General features: G+C 42.7%; 20 protein-coding genes. 6 read left to right on the top strand and 14 right to left on the bottom strand.

The features are described from left to right. Nucleotides 1-3 precede the first annotated feature (3 nt). From HWQ47_RS22485 to HWQ47_RS22470, 4 genes are all read right to left on the bottom strand, one after another. Nucleotides 4-2919: a neutral/alkaline non-lysosomal ceramidase N-terminal domain-containing protein gene (locus HWQ47_RS22485; RefSeq protein ID WP_269968226.1), complete on the bottom strand. Its 2916-nt coding sequence runs from the start codon at nt 2917-2919 to the stop codon at nt 4-6. 263 nt (nt 2920-3182) lie between these two features. Further along, nucleotides 3183-3920, bottom strand: a complete 738-nt coding sequence (locus HWQ47_RS22480) for a pseudouridine synthase (protein WP_442802041.1) — start codon at nt 3918-3920, stop codon at nt 3183-3185. Between the two features lie 64 nt (nt 3921-3984). Continuing rightward, nucleotides 3985-4677: a DUF998 domain-containing protein gene (locus HWQ47_RS22475; RefSeq protein WP_269968225.1), complete on the bottom strand. Its 693-nt coding sequence runs from the start codon at nt 4675-4677 to the stop codon at nt 3985-3987. Between the two features lie 306 nt (nt 4678-4983). Further along, on the bottom strand, nt 4984-6399 hold the full coding sequence (locus HWQ47_RS22470; protein WP_442802040.1) for a Na+/H+ antiporter NhaC family protein: 1416 nt from the start codon (nt 6397-6399) through the stop codon (nt 4984-4986). Between the two features lie 288 nt (nt 6400-6687). Here HWQ47_RS22470 and HWQ47_RS22465 point away from each other — a divergent pair, with 288 nt between their 5' ends. Further along, nucleotides 6688-7224 carry a DUF3087 family protein gene (locus HWQ47_RS22465; protein WP_269968223.1) on the top strand — a complete coding sequence of 179 codons (537 nt, stop codon included), beginning with the start codon at nt 6688-6690 and terminating at the stop codon, nt 7222-7224. Between the two features lie 33 nt (nt 7225-7257). On the opposite strand, the gene HWQ47_RS22460 is transcribed toward HWQ47_RS22465, so the two are convergent. The 3 genes from HWQ47_RS22460 to HWQ47_RS22450 all read right to left on the bottom strand — a co-directional run bounded on the left by HWQ47_RS22460 (nt 7258) and on the right by HWQ47_RS22450 (nt 9301). Further along, complete coding sequence (locus tag HWQ47_RS22460; RefSeq protein WP_269968222.1) at nt 7258-7527, bottom strand: ribbon-helix-helix domain-containing protein; 270 nt, start codon at nt 7525-7527, stop codon at nt 7258-7260. Between the two features lie 144 nt (nt 7528-7671). Continuing rightward, entirely contained in the window at nt 7672-7971 is a 300-nt protein-coding gene (locus HWQ47_RS22455; protein ID WP_269968221.1) for a putative quinol monooxygenase, read from the bottom strand. A gap of 409 nt (nt 7972-8380) precedes the next feature. Beyond that, nucleotides 8381-9301 carry a LysR family transcriptional regulator gene (locus HWQ47_RS22450; RefSeq protein WP_269968220.1) on the bottom strand — a complete coding sequence of 307 codons (921 nt, stop codon included), beginning with the start codon at nt 9299-9301 and terminating at the stop codon, nt 8381-8383. Between the two features lie 166 nt (nt 9302-9467). Between HWQ47_RS22450 and HWQ47_RS22445 the strand changes: the two genes are divergently transcribed. From HWQ47_RS22445 to lgt, 5 genes are all read left to right on the top strand, one after another. Beyond that, complete coding sequence (locus HWQ47_RS22445; RefSeq protein WP_269968219.1) at nt 9468-10925, top strand: NAD-dependent succinate-semialdehyde dehydrogenase; 1458 nt, start codon at nt 9468-9470, stop codon at nt 10923-10925. 151 nt (nt 10926-11076) lie between these two features. Then, complete coding sequence (gene gabT, locus HWQ47_RS22440; RefSeq protein ID WP_269968218.1) at nt 11077-12360, top strand: 4-aminobutyrate--2-oxoglutarate transaminase; 1284 nt, start codon at nt 11077-11079, stop codon at nt 12358-12360. Nucleotides 12361-12874: 514 nt separating this feature from the next. After that, nucleotides 12875-13417 carry a GNAT family N-acetyltransferase gene (locus HWQ47_RS22435; protein WP_269968217.1) on the top strand — a complete coding sequence of 181 codons (543 nt, stop codon included), beginning with the start codon at nt 12875-12877 and terminating at the stop codon, nt 13415-13417. Beyond that, nucleotides 13417-13905, top strand: a complete 489-nt coding sequence (locus tag HWQ47_RS22430; RefSeq protein ID WP_269968216.1) for a GNAT family N-acetyltransferase — start codon at nt 13417-13419, stop codon at nt 13903-13905. Before HWQ47_RS22435 ends, HWQ47_RS22430 begins: the two co-directional genes overlap by 1 nt. A 197-nt stretch (nt 13906-14102) precedes the next feature. Beyond that, nucleotides 14103-14894 (top strand): prolipoprotein diacylglyceryl transferase, encoded by a 792-nt coding sequence (gene lgt, locus HWQ47_RS22425; protein WP_269968215.1) that lies wholly within the window; start codon nt 14103-14105, stop codon nt 14892-14894. 174 nt (nt 14895-15068) lie between these two features. Here lgt and HWQ47_RS22420 read toward each other — a convergent pair whose 3' ends face one another. The 7 genes from HWQ47_RS22420 to HWQ47_RS22390 form a co-directional block, all read right to left on the bottom strand. Further along, complete coding sequence (locus tag HWQ47_RS22420; protein WP_269968214.1) at nt 15069-16049, bottom strand: WD40 repeat domain-containing protein; 981 nt, start codon at nt 16047-16049, stop codon at nt 15069-15071. A 261-nt stretch (nt 16050-16310) separates the two neighbouring features. Beyond that, nucleotides 16311-16973: a ribulose-phosphate 3-epimerase gene (rpe, locus tag HWQ47_RS22415; RefSeq protein ID WP_269968213.1), complete on the bottom strand. Its 663-nt coding sequence runs from the start codon at nt 16971-16973 to the stop codon at nt 16311-16313. A 9-nt stretch (nt 16974-16982) separates the two neighbouring features. Beyond that, nucleotides 16983-18119 carry a porin gene (locus tag HWQ47_RS22410; protein WP_269968212.1) on the bottom strand — a complete coding sequence of 379 codons (1137 nt, stop codon included), beginning with the start codon at nt 18117-18119 and terminating at the stop codon, nt 16983-16985. A 14-nt stretch (nt 18120-18133) separates the two neighbouring features. Beyond that, nucleotides 18134-19093 carry an alpha/beta fold hydrolase gene (locus HWQ47_RS22405; RefSeq protein WP_269968211.1) on the bottom strand — a complete coding sequence of 320 codons (960 nt, stop codon included), beginning with the start codon at nt 19091-19093 and terminating at the stop codon, nt 18134-18136. Continuing rightward, on the bottom strand, nt 19093-20787 hold the full coding sequence (locus HWQ47_RS22400; RefSeq protein WP_269968210.1) for a class I adenylate-forming enzyme family protein: 1695 nt from the start codon (nt 20785-20787) through the stop codon (nt 19093-19095). The genes HWQ47_RS22405 and HWQ47_RS22400 overlap by 1 nt, the downstream gene beginning before the upstream one ends. Before the next feature lie 10 nt (nt 20788-20797). Further along, nucleotides 20798-21070 carry an acyl carrier protein gene (locus HWQ47_RS22395; RefSeq protein WP_269968209.1) on the bottom strand — a complete coding sequence of 91 codons (273 nt, stop codon included), beginning with the start codon at nt 21068-21070 and terminating at the stop codon, nt 20798-20800. A gap of 99 nt (nt 21071-21169) precedes the next feature. Continuing rightward, the gene (locus HWQ47_RS22390) at nt 21170-22435 is read right to left on the bottom strand and encodes a hypothetical protein (protein WP_269968208.1); all 1266 of its coding nucleotides are present in this window, start codon (nt 22433-22435) and stop codon (nt 21170-21172) included. Nucleotides 22436-22473: the final 38 nt, after the last annotated feature.

The raw sequence follows: 22473 nt of genomic DNA, 5'->3' as shown, positions 1-22473 counted from the left end.
GGCTTAGTGGATCGTTATTCTAAACCGTTCCCATGCTGCGATTTGTTGGCTACCAGCAGTCACTTTCATCGGCCCTGTAGCATTGGCCATCATGTATTTACCGTGAGTGCTTTGCAGTGAAATAACGTCGCCATCCTGCATACAACCACTGTTACTGTGATTGGTTAAGGTGAACTTTTCCCATTCGGCTAATCTTGCGCCATTAGCCAGCATGTCTCCATTGCTGCGGGCACTGAAAAAGAAGCCTCGGTCGGTGCGTAAACTGATGCGCGAGCCGCTGCGGATACAGTTGGATACGTTGTCAGGTTCCAGGGTTCTCAGCTGGAATTTTTCCCATTTCTGCATGTGATTCCGATTGGCAAATACATGGCCGCCCCCAGCGTTATCTGCAGACACATAAGTGCCATGGTCACTGAGCAGTGATATCTCCTCATGCTTAAGTTTCTCTTCGATAAGTGTCACTCCGAAGGTTTCCCATGCCCCTAAGGCTGCCCATTTCGCCACGGCTTGTCCGTTGGGTTCAGCGGCTATAAATTTCTGGCTACTGGTGTGTTGCAAGGCGACGGCATCGGTTGTTTGCAAGCAACCGCTAGGATTGCTGAGGTTGATGAGTCTAAAACGCTCCCAAGCTCTAAAGTGTGAACGGTCGGCATCCAAGTCGCCATTACCAGGAGCACTGAAATAATGACCATTTCCAGTTCTTAGTCCAATAGTGTCGCCATGTTTGATGCATTGATTTGATTGAGCCACAGTGCGGTTTTCATCAAACCGTACTACACCGAAGGTTTCCCAACTGTCGATAGCCACCCCATTGGCATTGAGTCCTTGCCCTCCATTTTGATCCGCGGACAGATAAGTGTTGTGAGTGCTGCTTAATGCCACGTGGTTCTTGATGTTCGCGACATGGAAATCCTGCGAATAACCTTCGTAATAGTGCTGATTGAAGCCGTCTTTCCAGTATCCTTTATGCATGATTCGGTACATACCCGTTGGCGTTTTAACATCTGGTGTCCATTTCACCTCAGCGAATGAGCAGTCGATGCACAGCAGGTTAGGGTCGTTATACCAAATAAAGGTGGTGTCGATATCATTGTCAGTGCGGTAGGTTAGCCACTGACCATTTGTCCAGCGCTGTACCTCTAAAAACGTATTTTGGGTCAGATAGTTGTTCTTTGGTGTACCAGCTCTGAATTTGACATAGACCTCATCATTGACCAAGTACTCAGGGTTGGCATCATGGTGTACTTGACCGAAGTGTTCATAAATGGGTTTGCCGTCAGCAACCGTGTCAGGTGTCAGTAAGACCTGACTGAGGGAGAGATCTGGAGGTGTGGGCCCTGCAGCAACGGGTCTGTTACTCACTATGGCATCTGCCATCTCAGCGTAGATTTGCATGTAGGCTGGCGCCGTATTAGGTCCAAAAATGGTGTGAGCCCCTTCGTATCTTTGGGCTTGATACTCCTCCGGTGTGGTGATGTAACCATGGTAAGCGTTGGCGAGGCCCGCTATTACAACATGTTTTACGCCGATGCTTCGAAGTTGATCCAGTAATTGATTCTCTAAGCGTCGTCCTGCCATGGTGGTCATTTCACCAGCGGCTGCGACAATAGCAAGTTCACCTAAAGTGAAAATTTGGAAAGGAATATGGGCAGTATAGAGATCGCCAATGACCGTACTGCGAGCAATAAAGCCAGGTTTAGGATATTGGCAGATTTTACGGCTAACTTGGTTATGGGCTATAGGTGCAAACCAATGTAGTCCCGGCATGGCAAAGGCTGGATTATTGATTAAGCTCATTCCTTCCCAAGTACCAAGAATTGACGCATAACCGTCATGCCAAGAACCTGCTAGAAATGACAGACCAAACTCCCCCTCGCAGACTCTCGCTTGGTTTTGTTCATAGGCAAACTCTTCATTGACGGTATATTCCGGCATATAGACATATTGATGACGGAATTGCAGTTCATTGTTCAAGCGAAAACTTGCTTGTCGATACAGCTCGTTAGCCTTATCAAATTGCTTGGTGCCAGAGAGCAGAGCACTGCCTGAATCGGTGTAACGACAGCCATTACGTTGTCCACAGATATTGGGAGAGACATCTCCTAGCGTGCTGTTGGCAAAGGCAGCGACAAAGGTGCTAGCATCTTGATAGTTGCTGCCTTTACTTTTTTCAAATAACTGACTGGCGATGCCTTTGTTGTCACCGCTGATCTGTCTTTGATTTTGACTGAATGAGGTGTTGTGTACTCCAAACCAATTTATGCTACCTATCTCTGTGTTATCGTCAGCCACCAGTTTTAGTAGAGTCATATTTTCATTAATGTTAGTACCGTACTGCCCACGATCTGGATTGAGTGCGTAAGCAGTCGGGTTACGGTTAACCCCTGTTTCGCTCAACTCCCCTTTATTGAAATAGATCTCGCCGGGCTTTCGGGTTTCAATCGCTTTTTTAATTGACTGAAAAATGCCATCAACAATTGCCTCGTGGTGTCTTTTGTCATGGCCCAGAGTGCCGGCGTTAAGCAGCACATTATGATCGAAGCCACCAGGGCCATTGTGATTGTGGGTAGCAGTTAACATCACATTGGCATCAGAGTATCGCTCGCCATATGCGGCGGTTAATTTAGCCATTACCCCTTGTTTTACGCCCTGAGGCATACTGTGCAGATCCGTGGAGACGAAAATAACCATATCGCCAGTGCCAAAGGATTCTATCGCATAGGCACGCGACCAAAGCCGGGTTTGAATTCCTTGGGTAGGATTGAGGAATCCATAGCCCAACATATGCGTGTCACCGGCGGGTCCTGTAATGTCATAAATGCCACTGCCGAGGTTCCAGTCCCCAGCGTAGCTGCAAATGCTGGCAGAAATTAAACTCGCTGCCAATAACCCTTGTTTGAAAATCTTAACTTTCTTCACTGTATTCTCCTTGTGAATGATCACATCTATATACTGATTGGTAGTAGATGCGAGTATTTTTAGCATTGGAGAAACTGACGGTATAGGGTAAAAATGACCTAATGGATTCAGGTCGTTGTTTCAATAGAATTTATAATTGAGTTTAAACCGAGGGATTGATGAAAAAGTTAAAGCGGGCGCTTTTTTGATAAAGCGAAGCTGATGGTTTATCGAGGTGTGGCTCAAGCTGGATCCTGACATAAGTTCAACATGACTCTTGACGATCAGTCTATTTTTTCTTTCAATGCCGCTATTTCTGGGGCTGTTAACTCTCGCATCACTCCTTCATTTAGATTTCCAAGTTGGAGTGTTTGCAGCTGCACCCGCTTAAGATCGATAACCTTAAATCCTAGTGTTTGAGTCATACGGCGGATCTGTCGATTTAGCCCTTGAGTCAGTATTATCTCAAATTGATCGTCAGCTAATCGTTTCATTGAACATGGGAGTGTCGTGATCTTACGGTAGCTGACGCCTTGAGCCATTAAGTGGAGGAAGTTATCGTCAAACGCACGGTCGACTCTGACATGATAAATTTTACAGTGACCGAAATTTGGGTGCATCAATGTCAGAGTTAACTCGCCATCGTTAGTGAGCAGTAGCAAGCCCCTAGAATCTTTATCTAAGCGTCCCACAGGATAGAGTCTTGGTGTCGCTGGCAGAAGGTGTAGTAGACTGGCTGGATCATCGATTAACAGGCGTGAATCTGTTCCCACAGCCTTGTGTAAGACCCAATACTGTTTCATCTCTACGCCAGTGATGGGTTTACCATCAAACGCTAGCATTTCAAGGCAAGATGCAGTGTCAGAAGTGCCGCTTAGGGTCACGGTATCGATATGATTGGCTAAGCGCCCATCTAAAGTGATTAGACCATCTCGGATATATCGTGTCGCGGCTCTTCGGGAGCATAGTCCGGTTTGAGCTAAATATTTAGCCAGACGCATTTTGCTGGGATCTTGTTCCATCTTTCTTAGGATACACATATAAGGCTGACTGAGCGCAGTTTACCATTATTTAGTCTATAACTCGTTACGTCATAAAGAGCTTGGTATTATTAGCCAGTTTTCTGACCGTTAGCGCTAGAGTCAAGCACCAAAGCATGGTGGTACTGATTTGAAACCACATGTTTAACGATACCCAACATAATTTTCTTTGAAGATGGTGACAGTGGCCAAAATCTAAGGTTTGCCAATCAAGCTGATAGATTAACCCTGTTGCATTCATTAAGCCTAACGTACTAATTAAAACAAGTTTGTTAGAGGAGATATCTTTATGATTAAAACGCATAGTAATAGTCAGTAGGTGAAGCGCAAAAGTACTGATAAGAAAGCTGGTGGATACTAGGCGGTGTTCATCGGGATAGTTAATGGGATACACCCCAATAAGGATGATGGATAGGCCGACCCAGAAGCCAGCAGCAGCGATATAATAACTGTAGTAGCCTAGTCTGAGCCTAAATAAGCCATACATAGAGAGCAAAATACAAGTCCCCGCTATAACTAATGAGAGATTGTAGATATAGGCGAGAGGGGAATTAATGTAATCGCCTAAAAAATCAGCTCGCCTGACAAATACCTCAGCACCGATAACTTGGTATTTTCCCCAGACTGACGTAATGATTCCGATGGCGGAGATAAAAGCGCCAGCGAATATCATTAGTACCACTAATCGGTGAAGATCATAACGAGGTGAATGCGTATCAAGTTCTTGTTCTTGTGGCATTATGTTCACTTTTGTAAGGAATTAAAGAGTGCTTTTACAGCACTGCTAAATTAAACGAGAACTGAGTCTCATTTTAGATCTCCTTATCACATGCACACTTTCTTGCTTATATAAACTTGCCTTAAGTGATATCAATTCTCAATAGGACGGCAGTGTTAATCAGCATTAAATTGTTAGCAAATATATTGCTCTTTGCTGGACTGTTTATAGGGATTAAATGGTTAGCAAATAAAAAGGGAGTGCAGTTATCTGCACTCCCTTATCAAATTAAAGACTGATTTCCAGTATTGTCGTTTAGGTTGTTGACTAAGCGACTCGCTTGCGGAAAATGACAATAGTGACAGCGACTATGGCCAAGATCATGCAGTACCAAGCGTGAGTTACCGCTTCTAATGGCGATATGCTAAAGACAGAAGCGATAAGTAGGGCTTGAGCACCGTAAGGGATTAGGCCCTGAATGATGCAAGAGAAGATATCTAAGATACTAGCAGCACGTTTAGGGGTTACTTGATGCTTTTGTGCTAGTTCTTTAGCGATATCACCGGTAACCACAATTGAGACTGTGTTGTTAGCCACACAGGTGTTAGTTAACGCAACAATACCGGCCATACCAAGCTCTGATGCCCGTGTCGACGCCCCACCTTTAGCTTTAGAGAATCGAGTGATAAGTTTTTCAATCTGCTTACTGACAAAGGCGAGTCCGCCTTGCTGCTGCATCAGTGCCGCTAGGCCACCAACTAGCATAGAGAGAATAAAGATCTCTTGCATGTTACTGAAGCCTGCATAGATATCTTGACCAAACTGGATCACTCCGTAATCCATGGTAAATAGGCCTGTTATACCTGCTAGCAGTATTCCGATAGTCAGTACCACAAAGACATTCAAGCCTGAAACAGCAAGCACTAAAATGGTTAAGTAGGGGATGACCTTAACGAAATCAAATTCTTGGGTCGCCACATCAGCCTGACCTTGGCCCGCTAAGGTAAAGACGATAAGCGTGATGATCGATGCTGGAATGGCGAAAATTAGGTTCTCTTTGAATTTATCTTTCATATCACAACCTTGGGTACGGGTTGCGGCAATCGTAGTATCTGAGATGATAGAAAGGTTGTCACCAAATAGGGCGCCAGATATAACTGCACCTGCCATAAGGGCCAGTTCAATTTGCGCTTCGTTAGCCACACCTAAAGCGATAGGGGCTACGGCTGCGATGGTGCCCATTGAGGTACCCATTGCGGTAGCAATAAAAGCAGCAATGACAAAGAAACCAGGAAGTAATAAGTTAGATGGCACTAACGACAAGCCGAGTGCGACAGTGGCATCTACGCCTCCGGTTGCTTTAGCGACAGCTGCAAAGGCACCAGCTAACAGATAAATAAGGCACATAGCAATAATGTTTGCGTGGCCTATGCCGCCGATAAAGGTCTCTATGCTCTGATTCAATTTCTGTTTTGAGATGATAAGTGCAAAGATAATGGCGGGTAAAATAGCGACAACGCTTGGCAGTTGATAGAAAGCGAAATCGACACCTTGGCTCTGGAAATATACCCCAGCACCGATAAATAGCGCTAAAAATAGAAACAGTGGAACTAGAGCCAAGAAGGAGGCTGTAGGCGCAATACCTTGGGTGTGGTTTGGTGTTGTGTTGTTTGAAGTCGTCAAAGTGTTCTCTCTTTCTTTGTTTATTTTACACCCAAGTGGTTTGGGTATGTATCGAACCATAAGTTTCCATTGCCCTCCTAGCGGGAACACGCTGCTAACGTCATTTTGAATAATATAGCAGTATGGTACATCTCAATAGTGGAGAGAATATGAGATTTTCGGATGCCTGTCAATCTAGACGTCTAGATGTTTTTACTTCTAAACGATGTTGTATCGATGATGGCTAAATATAGTTTGAAACTTCATACCAATTTAGGAACTTTTCAGCACCACCTTTATAGTATGATAACGATCCCACCAAATAGAAGAACCGCTGGATCTGGTTAAGCAGATTGAAGGAGAAATCGTGTGAAACTAATCGATATTGATAAAAAACGCTATAAAAAACACCTTAATCTGGTGAGTATTGCTCTAGTCATTGGTTTGAGTGTTCTATCTTTGGCATTCGGTGCCTTGTTAATTGCAGCCTTTGGGAGCAACGTTAGCGAGAATATAGCAGGTGAAGGATCAACTGGAAACTTTCGCCTTAATTTGCTTGGAGTGATTTTTGCTGTGGTAATTTGTGTGGTAGTGATGCTTCGCATAAAAGGTACATTATTTATGACTGAGGTCTATTATGTGTGGCGGCTTAAGGCGCTACAGAATCGCATCTATCGTCGACTGAAATCCATTAAAGTCGCAGCAAAAAAACATGACCTCAATGCTTTGATCGTTTTGAACTACTACTATGAGAGTTTAAAACAAGTTTATTTCTTAGATAACAACACGTTGACAATGAGTAAGGTCGAGAAAGACATTGCTGAACTGCAGCATGTTATTGCTGAAGATAAGCTTACTGTGTCACTGGAGCAGTTTGATGAGGATATGTTGAAAGGCTTTAACTAGTCAGAGTTTTATTCGAAGGGCTGAGGTTATTGACTATCGGCCTTTATCTGACAAAATATGTTGGACACAAGCAGATCTAAGCAGTGAGGTGAAATTTTTAACATCACCATGATGATTCAGCGCTTCAATATACAAGCTAGCAATAAATTGATTTCTCTTTACCCCTTGGCTTTCCGCTATTTGATCTAACAGATCCCAGAAGAGCTTTTCTAAAGATATACTGGTCACGTGTCCCTGAATTCGAATGGATTTCTGAATAGGCAGATAGTGACTAGTCGGGTTATCGAAAAAAAGATTGCTCATAATGGTTAATTTAAACTCCTCAACCGAATTTTTTTAATATGTTGAATTTAAACATATAATACTTTTCTACAATTATTTCATTAACAGCAAATAAATTGGTAGCTATGTATCTTATCGGAACCATTGTTAATTTCATGAGGGTATTTATAGATGTTTTGATAGTATGATAATTTCGGGTTGTGTAGATATTAGCTTGGGTGCCTCCCTCATCAGACGTTTATAGTGTATGGTGTTTTGATGTTTTTCATAGGCATCATTATCAACAAATTTTTTAAAAAAGACGAAATGTCCTCTTTTATTATTTTCTTTATGAAGCTCATATTCTACGCAACCTAATTCATTTCTAGCCGCCATAACTACACTTTCTAGTAGTATAAGAAGTGCATCCTCTTTACCGCTTTGTGCTTTGAAGCGAGCCAGTAAAAAGACCATATGTTCGCCCATGACGACAACCTACTTCCTATGACGAATAAGGGATAATGTAATGCGTTAGCCTGTTAACGTGGTAGCAAAGGGGTACTACATTTGATTTTTTAGCATAAAATACTCTTTGCTTTACAGCTCTTTGGGGTGAAGTTATGCATAAACTTGATATGTGAACGACCCTAATTGATATATCTGGACATAGATATTAGATGCTTGTGATACCGAAAATGAAAAGAGGTTTCTGTCAATTTAACCATCTACCCCTGTTTACTTGGTTATTAATTGGACAGAGACGATTAACAAGATAACCTGAATGTTAATTATCTTTATTCGAGGAAGGAATATTAAATTAGGCAAACCTATTAAAGAAGATAAACGCCATGCTTGTCTGCTTCGAAATACGAATTCTGAATACACTTTCAATCTGTTAAGAAAATACCTTGTCGAAAGCGGCTTTTAATAGCGCAACTTTGTGTGTTTCTCTTGGATTTTTCTTAAATACCATAGAGAGATTAAATTGATATTGTGTGGTATTAAAATGGATGATCCGCATCTGCTTAGTGGCAAGTTCATGCTTAATATAACTCACGGGTAGATATCCTATGTAGCAGCCGGATAATATCAAGGTCTTTCTGGTATCAAACTGATATGCCTTGGCAGAAAGATTGAGTTTTTTAAGTTGTTCTCGGCCTTCTGAGTCGATATCGATGCCGGGATGAATTGAGGGCGCTTGAGCTAATATCTCCACAGTGATCTCATCATCTTTCATATCGAAATAGGGATGTTGGCGACTGCAACACAGATAAATAGGTTCGCTGTATATGGTTTGGTAACTCAAGCCTTCTATTTGGTGATAACTGGGAAGTAAGCCTACATGGGCTTTATCCTGCAATAGAGCACGTTCAATATTATGGATAGAATCCCCATCTAAGATCAGATGCAACTGAGGTTCTTTTTGATGCAAGAAACGGATCACTTCGGCCAGCTTTTTTTGCATGGTGCTATCGAGCTGATCGGCGCAAAATAAGATTAACTCCCCACTTAACTCTTGGCCTAAATTGTTAACTAACATTGAGAAGTCATTAAGGGAGTCAAATAGTGAGATGCAAGCATGGTATACGGCCTGTCCCTCTTCGGTCAGTGAAAATCCACCTCGACCCCGACTACAGAGTTTAAGTTTCATCCGACTCTCTAGGTTCGACATGTGAACGCTGATGGTAGAGCGGGTGATCCCTAGTTCAGTCTCTGAAGCGGAGAAGCCACCGTTTTCAACCACAGTACGAAAAATACGTAGCAGACGTAGATCATATTCAGTTATGGTTTTAGGAATGATGGAGTGTTTCTTCAAAGTTTTACCTACATAAAACATAAGGTTTAATGTTTTATATTTAACATGAAGTGGATTTGTTATTCAATAGTTTCTATTCGAAACGCTTTTTAGTCTCAAAGTGACCCGCAGATCTTGATAATTATTTAAGGCTCAAGCGTCAGTGGTACACAAAGGAGGAGTGAACATGCAAGCAGTTAAAGACACAGGATTAGTTAAACTCAGTTCATACATCGACGGTCAATGGAGTGGTACAGGGGCAAGATTTGATGTCACCAACCCCGCGAATGGCCAGGTTGTCGCCCAAGTACGTAATGCTGGCATAGCCGAGACTGAAATGGCAGTATTAGCGGCAAAACGCGCACTGCCTGCATGGTCAAAAAAGCCGGCCAATGAACGAGCTGTGATCCTACGAACTTGGTTTAACTTAATGATGGCGGCGCAAGATGATCTTGGCCGCATCTTAACCCTTGAGCAAGGTAAACCACTGGCAGAGGCCAAAGGTGAGATTGCTTATGGAGCAGCGTTTCTTGAATGGTTTGCCGAAGAAGGTAAGCGTGTTTATGGTGATACGATCCCAGCGCCGTCGGTTGATAAGCGCATCGTCGTCATCAAGCAGCCAGTCGGCGTTGTCGCTTCAATCACACCATGGAATTTCCCTAATGCCATGATCGCGCGTAAAGCGGCGGCGGCACTGGCAGCAGGCTGTACATTTGTTGTGCGCCCATCGCCTTCAACGCCTCTTTCTGCGTTGGCTATGGCTGAGCTTGCCGAACGTGCAGGCGTGCCTGCGGGTGTGTTTAATGTCGTTGTGGGTGAGGACTCCGCGGGTATGGGCAAGGTGTTGACTCAGCATCCTGATGTCGCCAAATTCACCTTCACAGGTTCTACTGCGGTAGGCAAAATTTTGATGACTCAAACGGCCACGACCGTGAAGAAGATCTCCATGGAGCTTGGCGGTAATGCGCCGTTTATCGTGTTTGATGATGCTGATCTTGATGCCGCGGTTCAGGGGGCGTTAGTCTCTAAATATCGTAATGCAGGGCAAACCTGTGTGTGTACTAATCGAATTTTAGTGCAAAAAGGTGTGGCCCAAGCATTTACCGATAAGTTCGTCGCTGCGGTAGAAACCCTTAAAATGGGTGACGGGCTTGATGTCGGCATCAATATAGGCCCTATGATCTCATCAACTGCGGTAGATGGTGTACAGGCATTAGTGGATAAGACGGTGGAGCAAGGCGGTGTCATCATCAAAGGCGGTAAGCGCAGCACTGATGGCGGCAGCTTTTATGAACCGACTATCGTGACCAATGTGACCAATGATATGGCACTGGCGTGCAATGAAATATTTGGCCCTGTCACACCTATCATCACTTTCGATACCGAAGCCGAAGCGATTGAGATGGCTAATGATACTGAATATGGACTGGCAGCGTATTTCTACTCCCGTGATATTGGCCGTGTGTGGCGCGTAGGTGAGGGACTTGAATATGGCATGGTGGGTGTGAATGAAGGGATTATCTCCAACCCCGCCGCTCCCTTTGGCGGTGTTAAACAGTCAGGTAATGGTCGTGAAGGTTCTAAGTACGGTTTAGACGATTACTTAGAAATTAAGTACCTCTGTATGGGCGGTATAGATCGCTAGTATCGCCTGCTAGAACCTAGAACCTAGAACCTAGAACCTAGAACCTAGAACCTAGAACCTAGAACCTAGAACCTAGAACCTAGAACCTAGAACCTAGAACCTAGAACCTAGAACCTAGAAATTGTATAGCGTTTAGAATAGGACAAAAATCATGACAAATAGCAGCTTGCAAGAGAGAAAAGTTAAGGCCATAGCGCGCGGTCAAGGTAATGTGTATTCAGCCTATGTTGAGCGAGCTAAAAATGCTGAGCTTTGGGATGTAGAAGGTAAACGTTATATCGATTTTGGTACCGGTATTGCGGTGTGTAATACCGGCCATAGTCACCCTAAAGTCATCGCTGCAGTTAAAGCTCAACTGGACAATTTCAGCCACAGTTGTGTGATGGTTAATCCCTATGAGTCAGCGGTGGAGTTAGCAGAAAAACTGACTGAGATTGCGCCAGGGGAGAGTGATAAGAAAGCGATATTTGTTACCACAGGCGCCGAAGCGGTAGAAAACTGCATCAAGATTGCCCGTGCTCATACGGGTCGTCGCGGTGTTATCGCCTTTAACGGTGGTTTTCATGGTCGTACCAATTTGACCATGGCGCTAACGGGAAAAATCAGTCCCTATAAACACCAGTTTGGTCCTTTTACCGGTGATATCTTTCATGCACCGTATCCTATGAGTTATCACGATGTCTCGGTTAAGGAGTCACTCAAAGCGATAAATAACCTGTTTAAGGTCGATATTGCGCCCTGTGATGTGGCGGCGATTATTGTCGAGCCTGTTCAAGGTGAAGGTGGCTTTTATGCTGCGCCTGCAGAGTTTCTGCAAGCGCTGCGTGGGTTATGTGATGATCATGGCATCGTGTTGATTGCTGATGAGATCCAAACTGGCTTTGGTCGTACGGGTAAGATGTTTAGCTTTGAACATGCAGGTGTTGAGCCTGATTTGATCACTATGGCTAAGGGCATTGCGGGTGGATTCCCTATCGCAGCGGTTGTCGGCAAAAGTGAGATTATGGATGCACCACTTCCAGGAGGATTAGGTGGCACGTATGGTGGTTCTCCGGTTGGCTGTGTGGCAGCTCTTGCGGTACTGGATGTGATCAAAGAGGAGAAGTTAGTTGAGCGTGCGGCTCAGATTGGTGCCACGTTCAATGAGCAATTAACGGCGCTGCAGTCTAGGTATCCGCAATTGATCGGTGAAGTGCGTAATCAAGGCGCCATGATCGCCATTGAGTTGGTGATTGATGGTGACTGCGAACAGCCCAATCCAGCGCTGACTCAAGCCATTATTGCTAAGGCTGCGGAGTATGGCCTAATCTTGTTGGCGTGTGGCTTCTACGGTAATGTTATCCGCTTTTTGCCTGCGCTGACTATCAGTGATGAGATCATTAGCGAAGGTTTGGATAAGTTCGTACAACTGTTTAATGATGTCGCAAAAAGCTAAACTGCTGAGCTATGAGTGAAGCCTGACATTGTCAGGCTTCTTTGTTTTGCACTCGTGAACCATATAATACCAATTACATTAAATATGTTATCAATTCAGAGGCGCTCAAACTTTTCAATTCAAGGCGCATTGATGAAAGAATGGTTATTCCCTTGTAAGTCAATGCAAAGCAGAAGTGGAATGTTTGAGAGCCTCCCGCAGGGCGGGTTTCAAAGCCCTGGATGCTGTGTTGAATGATTTAGATATAGAATAACTATTAGCTTCAATCATCCGCCTTGCCTTCAGCGCTTTGAATTCCCGCTGAATGAACAGATACTTAATGTAATTGGTATAATCACCCTGAACTTGTATAGGGACTATATTGTCTCAGCATCTCACTATTTTTTCCTGTCTAGTCTGCCGTTGTCATTGTTTGAATAGCCAATCTTGGCCGATTTTGCGCAAAGGAAAAAAGAGAAAGCGGAACATTATCTGCATACTTGTTGCGCAATAAAGCACAAATTAACGAGTCAAAATGCAGATAATTGAGATAGCGAGTCTTACCTCTTCAAATGAATCCTTTACACAGGGCCTGATCTCACTGCTGATGACTTGCGTCGAACATGGGGCTTCTATCGGTTTTATGCTTCCTTTTACTGAGTCTGAAGCGGTGCAATACTGGGATAGCGTTGGCTCTGACATGAAAAAAGGTGGCAGAAGACTCCTGATTGCGACTCAAGATGAGCAGATCATAGGGACAGTTCAGCTCTCTTTATCAGATAAGAAAAATGGCTTACACCGAGCCGAAATAGAGAAGTTAATGGTGCATCCTGATGCACGAAAGCAGGGCATTGCAAACGTGCTTATGCACCAGATTGAAGCCGTGGCACAAGAGTTAGCACGCAGCTTGTTAATCCTAGATACACAAACAAACTCTTTAGCCTACAAGTTGTACCTCAAACGGGGTTATCGGCGAGTCGGAGATATCCCTGGTTTTGCCTTTAGTATTGATGGGGAGCTTGAGGCGACATGCATCTTTTATAAACATGTGCCTGATGACATACAGGAAGCAAAATAATGAAAACAAGAGCATTTGAACCAACAGACTTTACTGATGTTAACGCTATCTACCAAGAGGGGATCGATGGCGGTAATGCCACATTCGCATTGAAAACTAAAACTTGGTCAGAGTGGGATGCAGCCATGTTAACCAGTTGTAGACTCGTGGCTGAAATCGACCATAAGCTCGTTGGTTGGGCAGGGTTGTCTGCGACTTCGACTCGTGAAGTTTATGCTGGTGTGGCCGAGGTGAGTATCTATGTCAGTGATAAAGCCAAGGGGAATGGTGTTGGTTATGGCTTGCTCTGTGAGCTGATAAAACACTCTGAAGGCGAAGGTTTTTGGACACTTCAGGCAGCTATTTTTCCTGAGAATCAAGCGAGCATTAAGTTGCATCAAAAATGTGGTTTCAAAATCTTGGGTGTTAGAGACAAATTGGGGGAAATGCAGGGGATATGGCGTGATGTGGTTTTAATGGATCGTAGAAGTGATAAGGTCGGGATCTAAGTTCGGTGGTTGTTTTTGGTCTTTGGTCGCTAGTCGTCATTCATCATGTCTATCAGATCCTTCGCAATTAAAAGATGAATTCTTACATAACAATTGGGTAATCCCTTGCCTATTGATCCGCATCAGGGTAAAACTCCGAGTTAACTGAAAAATCAGTTTGGTAATTATTGACCCATCAAATTTTTGGAAGGCTTATTTTGGATCACTTTATTTGGAATATCGACCCCGTATTAATCTCGTTTATGGGACTGACTGTACATTGGTATGGTGCACTTTTTGCCACTGCAATCGCCTGTGGTTTTCAAGTGATGAAACGCATCTACATTAAAGAAGGCCATGATGTGGCATCATTGGATAACTTGCTTATCTACTGCGTCGTGGGAATTATTGTTGGTGCGCGCCTGGCTCACTGCCTCTTTTATGATCCGGCTTATTATTTTAGCCATCCACTTAAAATATTTGCCATCTGGGAAGGTGGACTCGCCAGTCATGGCGGCGGTTTAGGTGCGATTCTGGCCCTATTCTATTATCACAAAAAGACCAAGATGCCTTTCCTATATCTGCTGGACAGGTTGGCGATAGCAACAGCGATATTTGGCTTCTTCGTGCGCATGGCAAACTTTATGAACTCAGAGATTTTAGGTGTGCCAAGTAGTGTGCCTTGGGCGATTGTGTTTGAGCGTATCGACATGTTGCCGCGTCATCCGGCGCAGTTGTATGAAGCCTTTGCTTATCTGGCTATCTTTATTATTTTGTCAGCCGTCTATAAATACACGCAGATGAAGCAGAAAGAGGGCGCGATATTTGGCTTATTCCTCTGCCTAGTATTCAGTGCCAGATTTGCTATCGAGTTTATCAAGGTCACTCAAGCGGCTTATGCGGATGGTTTTGTATTGAATGCGGGTCAGATGTTAAGTATTCCCTTCCTTCTCGTGGGGATATTCCTGCTGGCGCGTCCATATTTAACCGGGACAAAGTCTAAGGTTTAACGTCTAGTCTCTAGCGCACTAATACTTAGTGCGTCTATGTTGTCGGCTATATCCATGTTCAGGATATAGCCGACAACTATTAACACAGTAACTTCTCTAAACACCCAACTAAAATATCCGCTACATTCAAGTCTTGTTGAATCGGTGAGTCAAGTACTTACCGACATCTATTAACTAATACAGCCACTCCTCTAACGCTGCATCTGAGCTAATCGTCCAAAGCTTCCCTTCACTGTCTAATGCCATCGAAAGTACAGTGGTACCGGGGGTAAATGCGGTGATATTCCACGTACTTAGTTCTTGCCCTGTTTTTGTATCCCAACGGGTTAAGCTTTGCTTTGATGATGAAGTAATTAAGGTGTTTCCTCGTTCGACAAAAAGCGCTTGGCGGAAGTAACGGTAGCGATCCAGATAATTAAGTGTGCTTAACTCTTTAGCATTTGTGGGATCGACGATACTGTTGTTATCGATGATGTCGGCATAAAAGAGGCGTCTGTTTTTTTCATCATAAGCCAAACTTGTGATCCTAAATTCCCGGCTAAACTCTTTGATGATCTGACCATCACTGGCTGCCCATAACAGCACTTTTCCGTCGTGAGATGAAGAGAGTACTTGCTCACCTAGTGCGGCAAAACTCACATTGGTTACCGGGCCGCTATGAAGGTGGAACATGGAGAGCGTATCGTTACTCAAGTTTGCATTAATTATGGTCCCTTCGGTTAAGCCTATTAACACTGCAGAGCCCGTATGGTTGAGGGATAAACTGGCGATGGTGGCGTTCTCTTTAAAGCCCGTTACGCTCCAGTTGGCGTGTAATTTACCTGTGACAATATTAAATAGAGTGACTTGTTGCTTACCTGCGGTGGCTAAGATTTGTTTGTTCCCTGATAGCGCTAACATATAGCTAGGTTCGAACAGATCAGTAGAGCTCCAACGATGGATCAGAGTCTTGTTCTGGTTCTCCCAAACTGAAATCTCTTGGCCACGGGTGAGCAGTGCAGACAAACTGGCATCTAGAGACAATTGAGCGGCAACAAGACGTACGTCAGTATAGCGATGCATTGATTCCGGCGCTTGAGTTATCTGTTGTTCACTACAAGCAGTGATAAAGCTTGCTGTGGTTAACCAGATGAAGAGCATTAAAAGTGGCTTCAAATGTGGTTTTATCCTTTGCACTGCGTCGATTGTTATCTTCAGTTTAGCAAAAATGGCTTTAGTGTAAATGGCTTATACTGATTGGTATCATTAAACCCTGCACTTTGAACTGGCTTGGGTAATAAACAGTTCTCCACTTCTATGATGATGTTTTCCGGTAGAAGCACTTAACCAACTTAGCACCATCTATCAATTATTAGTAACCGATAGATGGCGGTCATCTTGGTATTGTTCCCTAAATAGATCGAATCTTTTCAGTTTTTATTTCAGCTGTTCGCGCATCTTGTTAATTGTTTCTCGATAATCAGCTGATTTAAAAATTGCATTACCAGCGACAAAGGTGTTTGCTCCCGCATCGGCGACGGCTTTAATTGTGTCGATGGTAATTCCACCATCGACTTCTAATCTAATATTACGGCCTGATTGCATGATGAGCCTTTTGGCTTCTCGCAATTTATGCAATACATTAGGGATAAAAGTTTGCCCACAAAAACCAGGGTTAACCGACATTAATAGTATGTTGTCAACTTTATCAAGTACATACTTTAACGCGTCCAATGACGAAGCTGGATTAAACGCTAATCCGGCCTTGCAACCACTTTCTTTAATCCTCTGTAAGGTGCGATCTAGGTGTATTGTGGCATCTGGATGAACAGTAATAATACTGGCCCCCGCATCGATAAAATCACCCACAATACGATCAACGGGTTTAACCATCAAATGAACGTCTAATGGTGCGGTGATCCCAAAGTTTCTCAAGGATGAGCAGGCCATCGCGCCCATGGTCAAATTAGGCACATAATGGTTATCCATTACGTCGATGTGGATCATGTCAGCACCAGCTTCCAGTACATCTTGGGCTTCTTGACCTAAGCGCGCAAAATTAGCACCTAAAATCGATGGTGAAATTAAATAATCATTCATAATCTCTTCCTAAAAAGTTTGAAACTGCACACCAAATCTCAACACATCATTGTCGCCGCCATCTATTTTTTCATTTGCGTAAACCAAACTCAATTTTGCCGAATGACCGTTGATAATATAATTAAGACCGATTTCATTGCGTAGATTGTATGAGTCAGTAATTACAGCAGGAATGACATCATCATGATTAAAACGTTGATGACGAGCTAGGATTTGAAAACGATTATCCGAAGGTAACGATGCTGGAAATAAGTAGCTAATAGACACCAAATAGGCGTCTCCTTGCAAGGTACTCAATTCGTTATAATCATAGTCATAAAAAGCGGCTTCTAAGGTAGCAACACCCTCGTTATTCAATACTTTCTCGATTAACAAATCGACAGAGGTTGTCGTCACATTATCGGTTTGATTTACTGCAGATATCGCATCATCTTGAGTGTGATAATTAAAGCCTAATGCAAATATGTTGGCATCACCGTAATGGGCGTTTGCGCTATAATATCCAGGTTCTGGATCCCAGAAATTGTACTCTAATCGCGTGGTCAATAATGGTGAGCTGGACTGATTACTGCCCCCTTTAACTCCCTCAAAGATACCTCCATAATATTTAAACTTGCCGCCATTGGTGTACCCCCAAACGACAACTCCTTCATCGCGTCCAGCGATAATAGGTGCGATACCGTTAACTGCCGCAATGACGGGATAATCCCATGTATTTGAAAAGTATGGGCCTGCTTGATTTGAGCGATCCATTGGACGGATAAAACGACCTGCTTTAACATTCAATCGTTCGCTAAACTGGTAATTCACTGAGGCATCGAGTAGTTGGAGATCACTATTATTGTCTGCATCACCAAAATTACTATAGTCAGTGGTAAATTCAAAAGTAAGATTGTTAAATAGCTGGCCTGATAAATAAAAACGTGCACTTTCTAGATCAAAATTGAAGGCGTTATCTTTACCGTTTGGCGCTTGGTTTTCGGCATAAGCAACAGACGCTTTGAGGCCTAAATTTGCATCAATAAACGCATTTTCATTTAACACTAATCTGCCACCTGCATGTGCGTGAGTAGTTACCGCGAATAACATAGGCGCGAGCAATGATAAATATGACAGTTTGCTTGGAGACATGTTTATTTTAGACATATTGATGTCACTCCTTAATCTAGATCTGGGACAGTGGATAAAAACTGATTTATCAGTGCTGCGACTTGTTCTTTAGCGGATTCAAGATGTAAATGATGACCACCTTCGAGCGTATGTACTTTTGCATTGATAAAGTGCAATAGCCGTTTATTCCCTTGCCCCTCACCAAACAGTCCTTTATCACCAAGTATCACTAATACATCCACTTTTATCGCGGCAATAAAAGATTCGGCATGGCTCTGGGTGAGTTGAATGGCAGGTTGAAGAATGAGTTTGGGGTCATATCGCCAGCGATAACCACCTGCAACTTGTTTCAGTGACCTGTGGGTTAATACCGTCGCCGCCTCAATGCTGAGCTTGCCTGAAAACCCCTCTTCTCGTTCAATAATGGCTTGCTCAATATTGTTGAAAGTGGCTAAGTTTTCTGAAGAGTGCCCGTCGAGTGTTAAACTCGCGGCCATATCAGCCCGTCGAACCGTGCTAGTGAAATGCTTGATTAAATGGTCTAACTCAGTGGTAAACGCGAGTCCGAGGCTATCAATTAAAATACATTTATGAACTTTATTCGGGAAGGTGCTCGCTAGAATGGTCGCGACACCGCCACCGGCTGAATGTCCGATTAATGCGTATTGTCGCTGTGGAGATAATTGATTAGCTTCAATTATCTCCATTATTTCTTTAACAACAATCGCATCTTCCCAAGGGTAATAATAACGACATGCTGCAATATGCTGGGATAACCCGTGTCCTGGCAAATCAAGTGCTAACACTCGATAGTCAGGCATTAATGAGGTGATTAAGCTGAATGAATTGGCGTTATCCAACCAACCATGTAGCGCAATAACGATTGGCTTTGTTGGATCTCCTGATAATGTAGCCGCTACTGTTTGGCCATTTTTTAACGTGAATTCCATTTCGTTATGGTGAAAAAGTGTTGAGCAAGACGTTTCATAAGATAGGTTTTTGATATTCATTATTTATCCCTCGTGTTCAGTTCAAGTGTTGCTAAATTCAAACTAGATCGTAAGGTGTGTTTATCTATTTTTCCGTTAGTCGTTTTGGGTAACAGTTTTAATAATGTTATGTTTGACGGGCACTTGTTTGGTGCTAGTTCCTGTTTACACCGTTCTAAAATCCGTTCAGCAGGATCTGATATCGTCATTTCGTGAGCAACAAAAGCATGTAAAATAGTGCCTTGAATCTCGTCATGAACACCAATAATCGCTGCTTCTTTTACCCCTTCAATACTCATTAAAAACGCTTCTACTTCCAGTGGACTTACTTTCATTCCTCTGCATTTAAGGATTTCGTCCATTCGTCCCTTGAAATAGAGATATCCATCTTGATCTTTGATCCCATAATCACCTGTATGCAGTACTTTCTCGCCGGGAATAGGGCCATCTTTTAACTTTTTAGCGGTTTGTTCTGGTTTTCTCCAATAGCCTTTCATGACAGTTCCGCCGCGAATAACTATTTCACCCATTTGATCTGACGCTAACTGATTTCCTGTCTCATCAAGGATCCAAATTTCAGTATTTGGAATAGCGATACCAACACTGCCGGGTTTTTTCAGTAGATCTTGTGGAGAAAGGTAGGAGCAGCGTTTACATTCTGTTAGCCCATACATAGAGAACATTTGTGCATTTGGAAATCTATTTGCAATGATATCCAAATGTTTTTTGTTAACCTCTGCACCGGTATTACTCATTAGACGAACTGAAGATAAATCGAAATTTATTTTGTTCGCACAATCTTCGAATAAAATAACAATGGTAGGAACAATGGGTAAGATAGTGACCTTTTCAGTTTCTATTTTTTTCAGTGAAAGTATTGGCCAAGTAAAATCCTTTTCAAGGATTAGCATTGCTCCAACAGAAGTACTCATGATCATTTGATACAGCCCATAATCAAATGACAGGGGTAACACTGACAGTACAACATCGTCAGATGTGTAGTTTAAATAACGATTAAGAGATTCAGTCGCGGTGATCATATTTCTATGGGTCAGCATGACACCTTTGGGGTCACCTGTTGAACCCGATGTGTAAATAATCGCCGCTAAGTCAATATCCAAACAGTGGTTAACAACAGTTGGAACTTCGACATTGATAGATTCTTCAAAACTTAAAATAGACTGTGAAAAGTCACCATCTATTTGATCGGTGCTGATAATAAATGACAAGCTATCTATCGCCAGTAACTCCTCCACTATATTAATTGGGTTAATATCTGCTTTATTAGTATTAAGAGGGGAGGTAACTAGGAATTTAGCCTCTGAATCAGACAATATATATTTAAGCATTCTAAGTGATATATCATCAGCTACCAATGAAATAACCGCACCAGCTTTAAGTGCAGCCCAAAAGCACACCACTGATTGCCAAGTATTACCATTGCTGCATACAACGCGATCGCCTCTTGTAAGTCCTCGTTGATAAAAAAGGCTTGCTAGGTTATTTGAATAACGATCTAGTTGTTTAAATGTGAATGTTGAACTGCCACAGGTTAGTGCCACTTTATCCGGAATATACCTAGCCGTTATCGAGAGATAATCGGCCATGTTATTTATCGTGTTATTGTTTAGGTTATTATGAATATTAACGTTAGAACTCGCTTCCGAATTCATCGAATGGATATTGATACTTGTATCTTTGCTATCCGTGATCATTGAAAACACCTTAAATAACCTTAGCGGTATCTATTTGTGGCAGTTGGGAATAAATATATTCGACAATGGCGCTAACACTGTTGAAATGTGCTGGTGTCAATGTGCTCGCATCTACTTGAAACCCATCAATGTGATCTTCTAAGTACATTAAAAAGTCCATTGAAGTTAACGAGTCAATACCGAGATCATCACGTAAGTGAGACTCCATGGTGATGGTGAAATCTTCCGGTAAGTTTATTGTGACTCTTAAGGCTGTTTTTACTGATTCAATTATGTCATTCATTTTATTTCCCTCTCTTTATTTTAATTTGGCAATATTGATCCACGATAGGTAAATGGTTTACCTATCGTGGATCAATGGCTTAATTACGTGATAATGGTATTAAATGGAATCGACTAATATTTGCCGATTGATAATGTCTTTCGGCTTATCTTGCATGCGAATGAGGTAGCTTTGACCTTGATGGATCAGTATCTCTTTAGGATGTCCCTGGCTGTGGAAAAAAGCAGGAGAAGCAGATGGCCCGTATGCACCAGATTTGAATATGGCGATAAGATCCCCCGTCTTACTTAATGGAAGCTCAATCTTTCGCGCTAATAGGTCTTCAGGATTACAGAGCACACCCGCAACATTATAAGTTTTTTTAGCTAGAATATTATTTGCCGAAATGTTTTCTGTTGGGAAGTTTCGTTGGACAACAGCACCAATACCAACGGCAGAAAGGTGACAATGGGTGCCTCCATCGGTGATTAAGAATTCTTCGCCATAACATTGTTTAACGCTGTTAATACGGCAGACAAAAGCACCTGATGTTGCTGCAATGTAACGTCCTGACTCCATTAGAATTCGTGTATCAGGGTAGCGCTTATTGAATTGCATAAATAGTGGCGTTAACAAGTCAGCAAGTTCGGCCATATTTAATTCCTTTTCGTTGATGAAATAAGGAACCCCCATACCTCCACCAACATCGACCATTGAGAATTTGTGATTAAATGTCTGGCTGATTCTTTCATATAATCCCAGAATGTACTGCGTGTTTTCGTATATACCGCGCGCTTCCAAAATACGAGAGCCGTTATACACATGTAGTCCCATGATATTGACATTTTTGGCGTCAAGAAAATTAGTGAAAATGTTAAACAATTGCGCTTCTTCTATACCAAAATGTGTTGGCCTTCCACCCATTTTAAGTGGTGCGTACTTAGTTGAAAATTCAGGATTAATTCTGATTGCAACATTAGCCATCTTAGCAAGGTTTTTAGCTATCTTATCTACTCGGTAGAACTCTTCACTTGATTCGATGACTAAAGCAAATATACCAACTTCAAGTGCACGTTTAATCTCTTCATCCGTTTTTGATGGGCCTAAAAAAATAATATTATTAGGTTCGTATCCCGCTTTTAGCGCAATTTCTAACTCGGTTAATGAACACACTTCAGCGTTGGCACCCTGTGCTCTAAGTAATGCACAAAGAGACACATTAGGATTGACTTTAAACGCATAAAAAATATCCACACAAGGCGGTAGACTATTGGCTAACTGTTGGTAGTTTTCGACTAATGTTTTGCCATCATAAACATAAAAAGGAGTACCAAACTGCTCAGCTACCTCATGAAAATTGATATTTCTCTCTAATTTTTCTCTCATATTATGACCCCTAATATTGAAACGTTAATGGCGTGAAT

This window comes from Shewanella sp. MTB7 (genome assembly GCF_027571385.1).
In the GTDB taxonomy this organism is placed as follows: domain Bacteria; phylum Pseudomonadota; class Gammaproteobacteria; order Enterobacterales; family Shewanellaceae; genus Shewanella.
The sequence above is the reverse complement of the archived record's forward strand: the minus strand, read 5'-3'. Positions and strand labels throughout refer to the sequence as shown.

What these genes read in the sequence shown, in the direction of transcription:
- HWQ47_RS22470 (WP_442802040.1), bottom strand. Translation starts at nt 6,399, where the DNA reads ATGGTTCGATACATACCCAAACCACTTGGGTGTAAAATAAACAAAGAA.
- HWQ47_RS22390 (WP_269968208.1), bottom strand. Translation starts at nt 22,435, where the DNA reads ATGAGAGAAAAATTAGAGAGAAATATCAATTTTCATGAGGTAGCTGAG.
- gabT (WP_269968218.1), top strand. Translation starts at nt 11,077, where the DNA reads ATGACAAATAGCAGCTTGCAAGAGAGAAAAGTTAAGGCCATAGCGCGC.
- HWQ47_RS22480 (WP_442802041.1), bottom strand. Translation starts at nt 3,920, where the DNA reads ATGGAACAAGATCCCAGCAAAATGCGTCTGGCTAAATATTTAGCTCAA.
- HWQ47_RS22435 (WP_269968217.1), top strand. Translation starts at nt 12,875, where the DNA reads ATGCAGATAATTGAGATAGCGAGTCTTACCTCTTCAAATGAATCCTTT.
- HWQ47_RS22410 (WP_269968212.1), bottom strand. Translation starts at nt 18,119, where the DNA reads ATGTCTAAAATAAACATGTCTCCAAGCAAACTGTCATATTTATCATTG.
- HWQ47_RS22475 (WP_269968225.1), bottom strand. Translation starts at nt 4,677, where the DNA reads ATGCCACAAGAACAAGAACTTGATACGCATTCACCTCGTTATGATCTT.
- HWQ47_RS22430 (WP_269968216.1), top strand. Translation starts at nt 13,417, where the DNA reads ATGAAAACAAGAGCATTTGAACCAACAGACTTTACTGATGTTAACGCT.
- HWQ47_RS22445 (WP_269968219.1), top strand. Translation starts at nt 9,468, where the DNA reads ATGCAAGCAGTTAAAGACACAGGATTAGTTAAACTCAGTTCATACATC.
- HWQ47_RS22395 (WP_269968209.1), bottom strand. Translation starts at nt 21,070, where the DNA reads ATGAATGACATAATTGAATCAGTAAAAACAGCCTTAAGAGTCACAATA.
- HWQ47_RS22455 (WP_269968221.1), bottom strand. Translation starts at nt 7,971, where the DNA reads ATGGGCGAACATATGGTCTTTTTACTGGCTCGCTTCAAAGCACAAAGC.
- HWQ47_RS22405 (WP_269968211.1), bottom strand. Translation starts at nt 19,093, where the DNA reads ATGAATATCAAAAACCTATCTTATGAAACGTCTTGCTCAACACTTTTT.
- HWQ47_RS22460 (WP_269968222.1), bottom strand. Translation starts at nt 7,527, where the DNA reads ATGAGCAATCTTTTTTTCGATAACCCGACTAGTCACTATCTGCCTATT.
- HWQ47_RS22400 (WP_269968210.1), bottom strand. Translation starts at nt 20,787, where the DNA reads ATGATCACGGATAGCAAAGATACAAGTATCAATATCCATTCGATGAAT.
- rpe (WP_269968213.1), bottom strand. Translation starts at nt 16,973, where the DNA reads ATGAATGATTATTTAATTTCACCATCGATTTTAGGTGCTAATTTTGCG.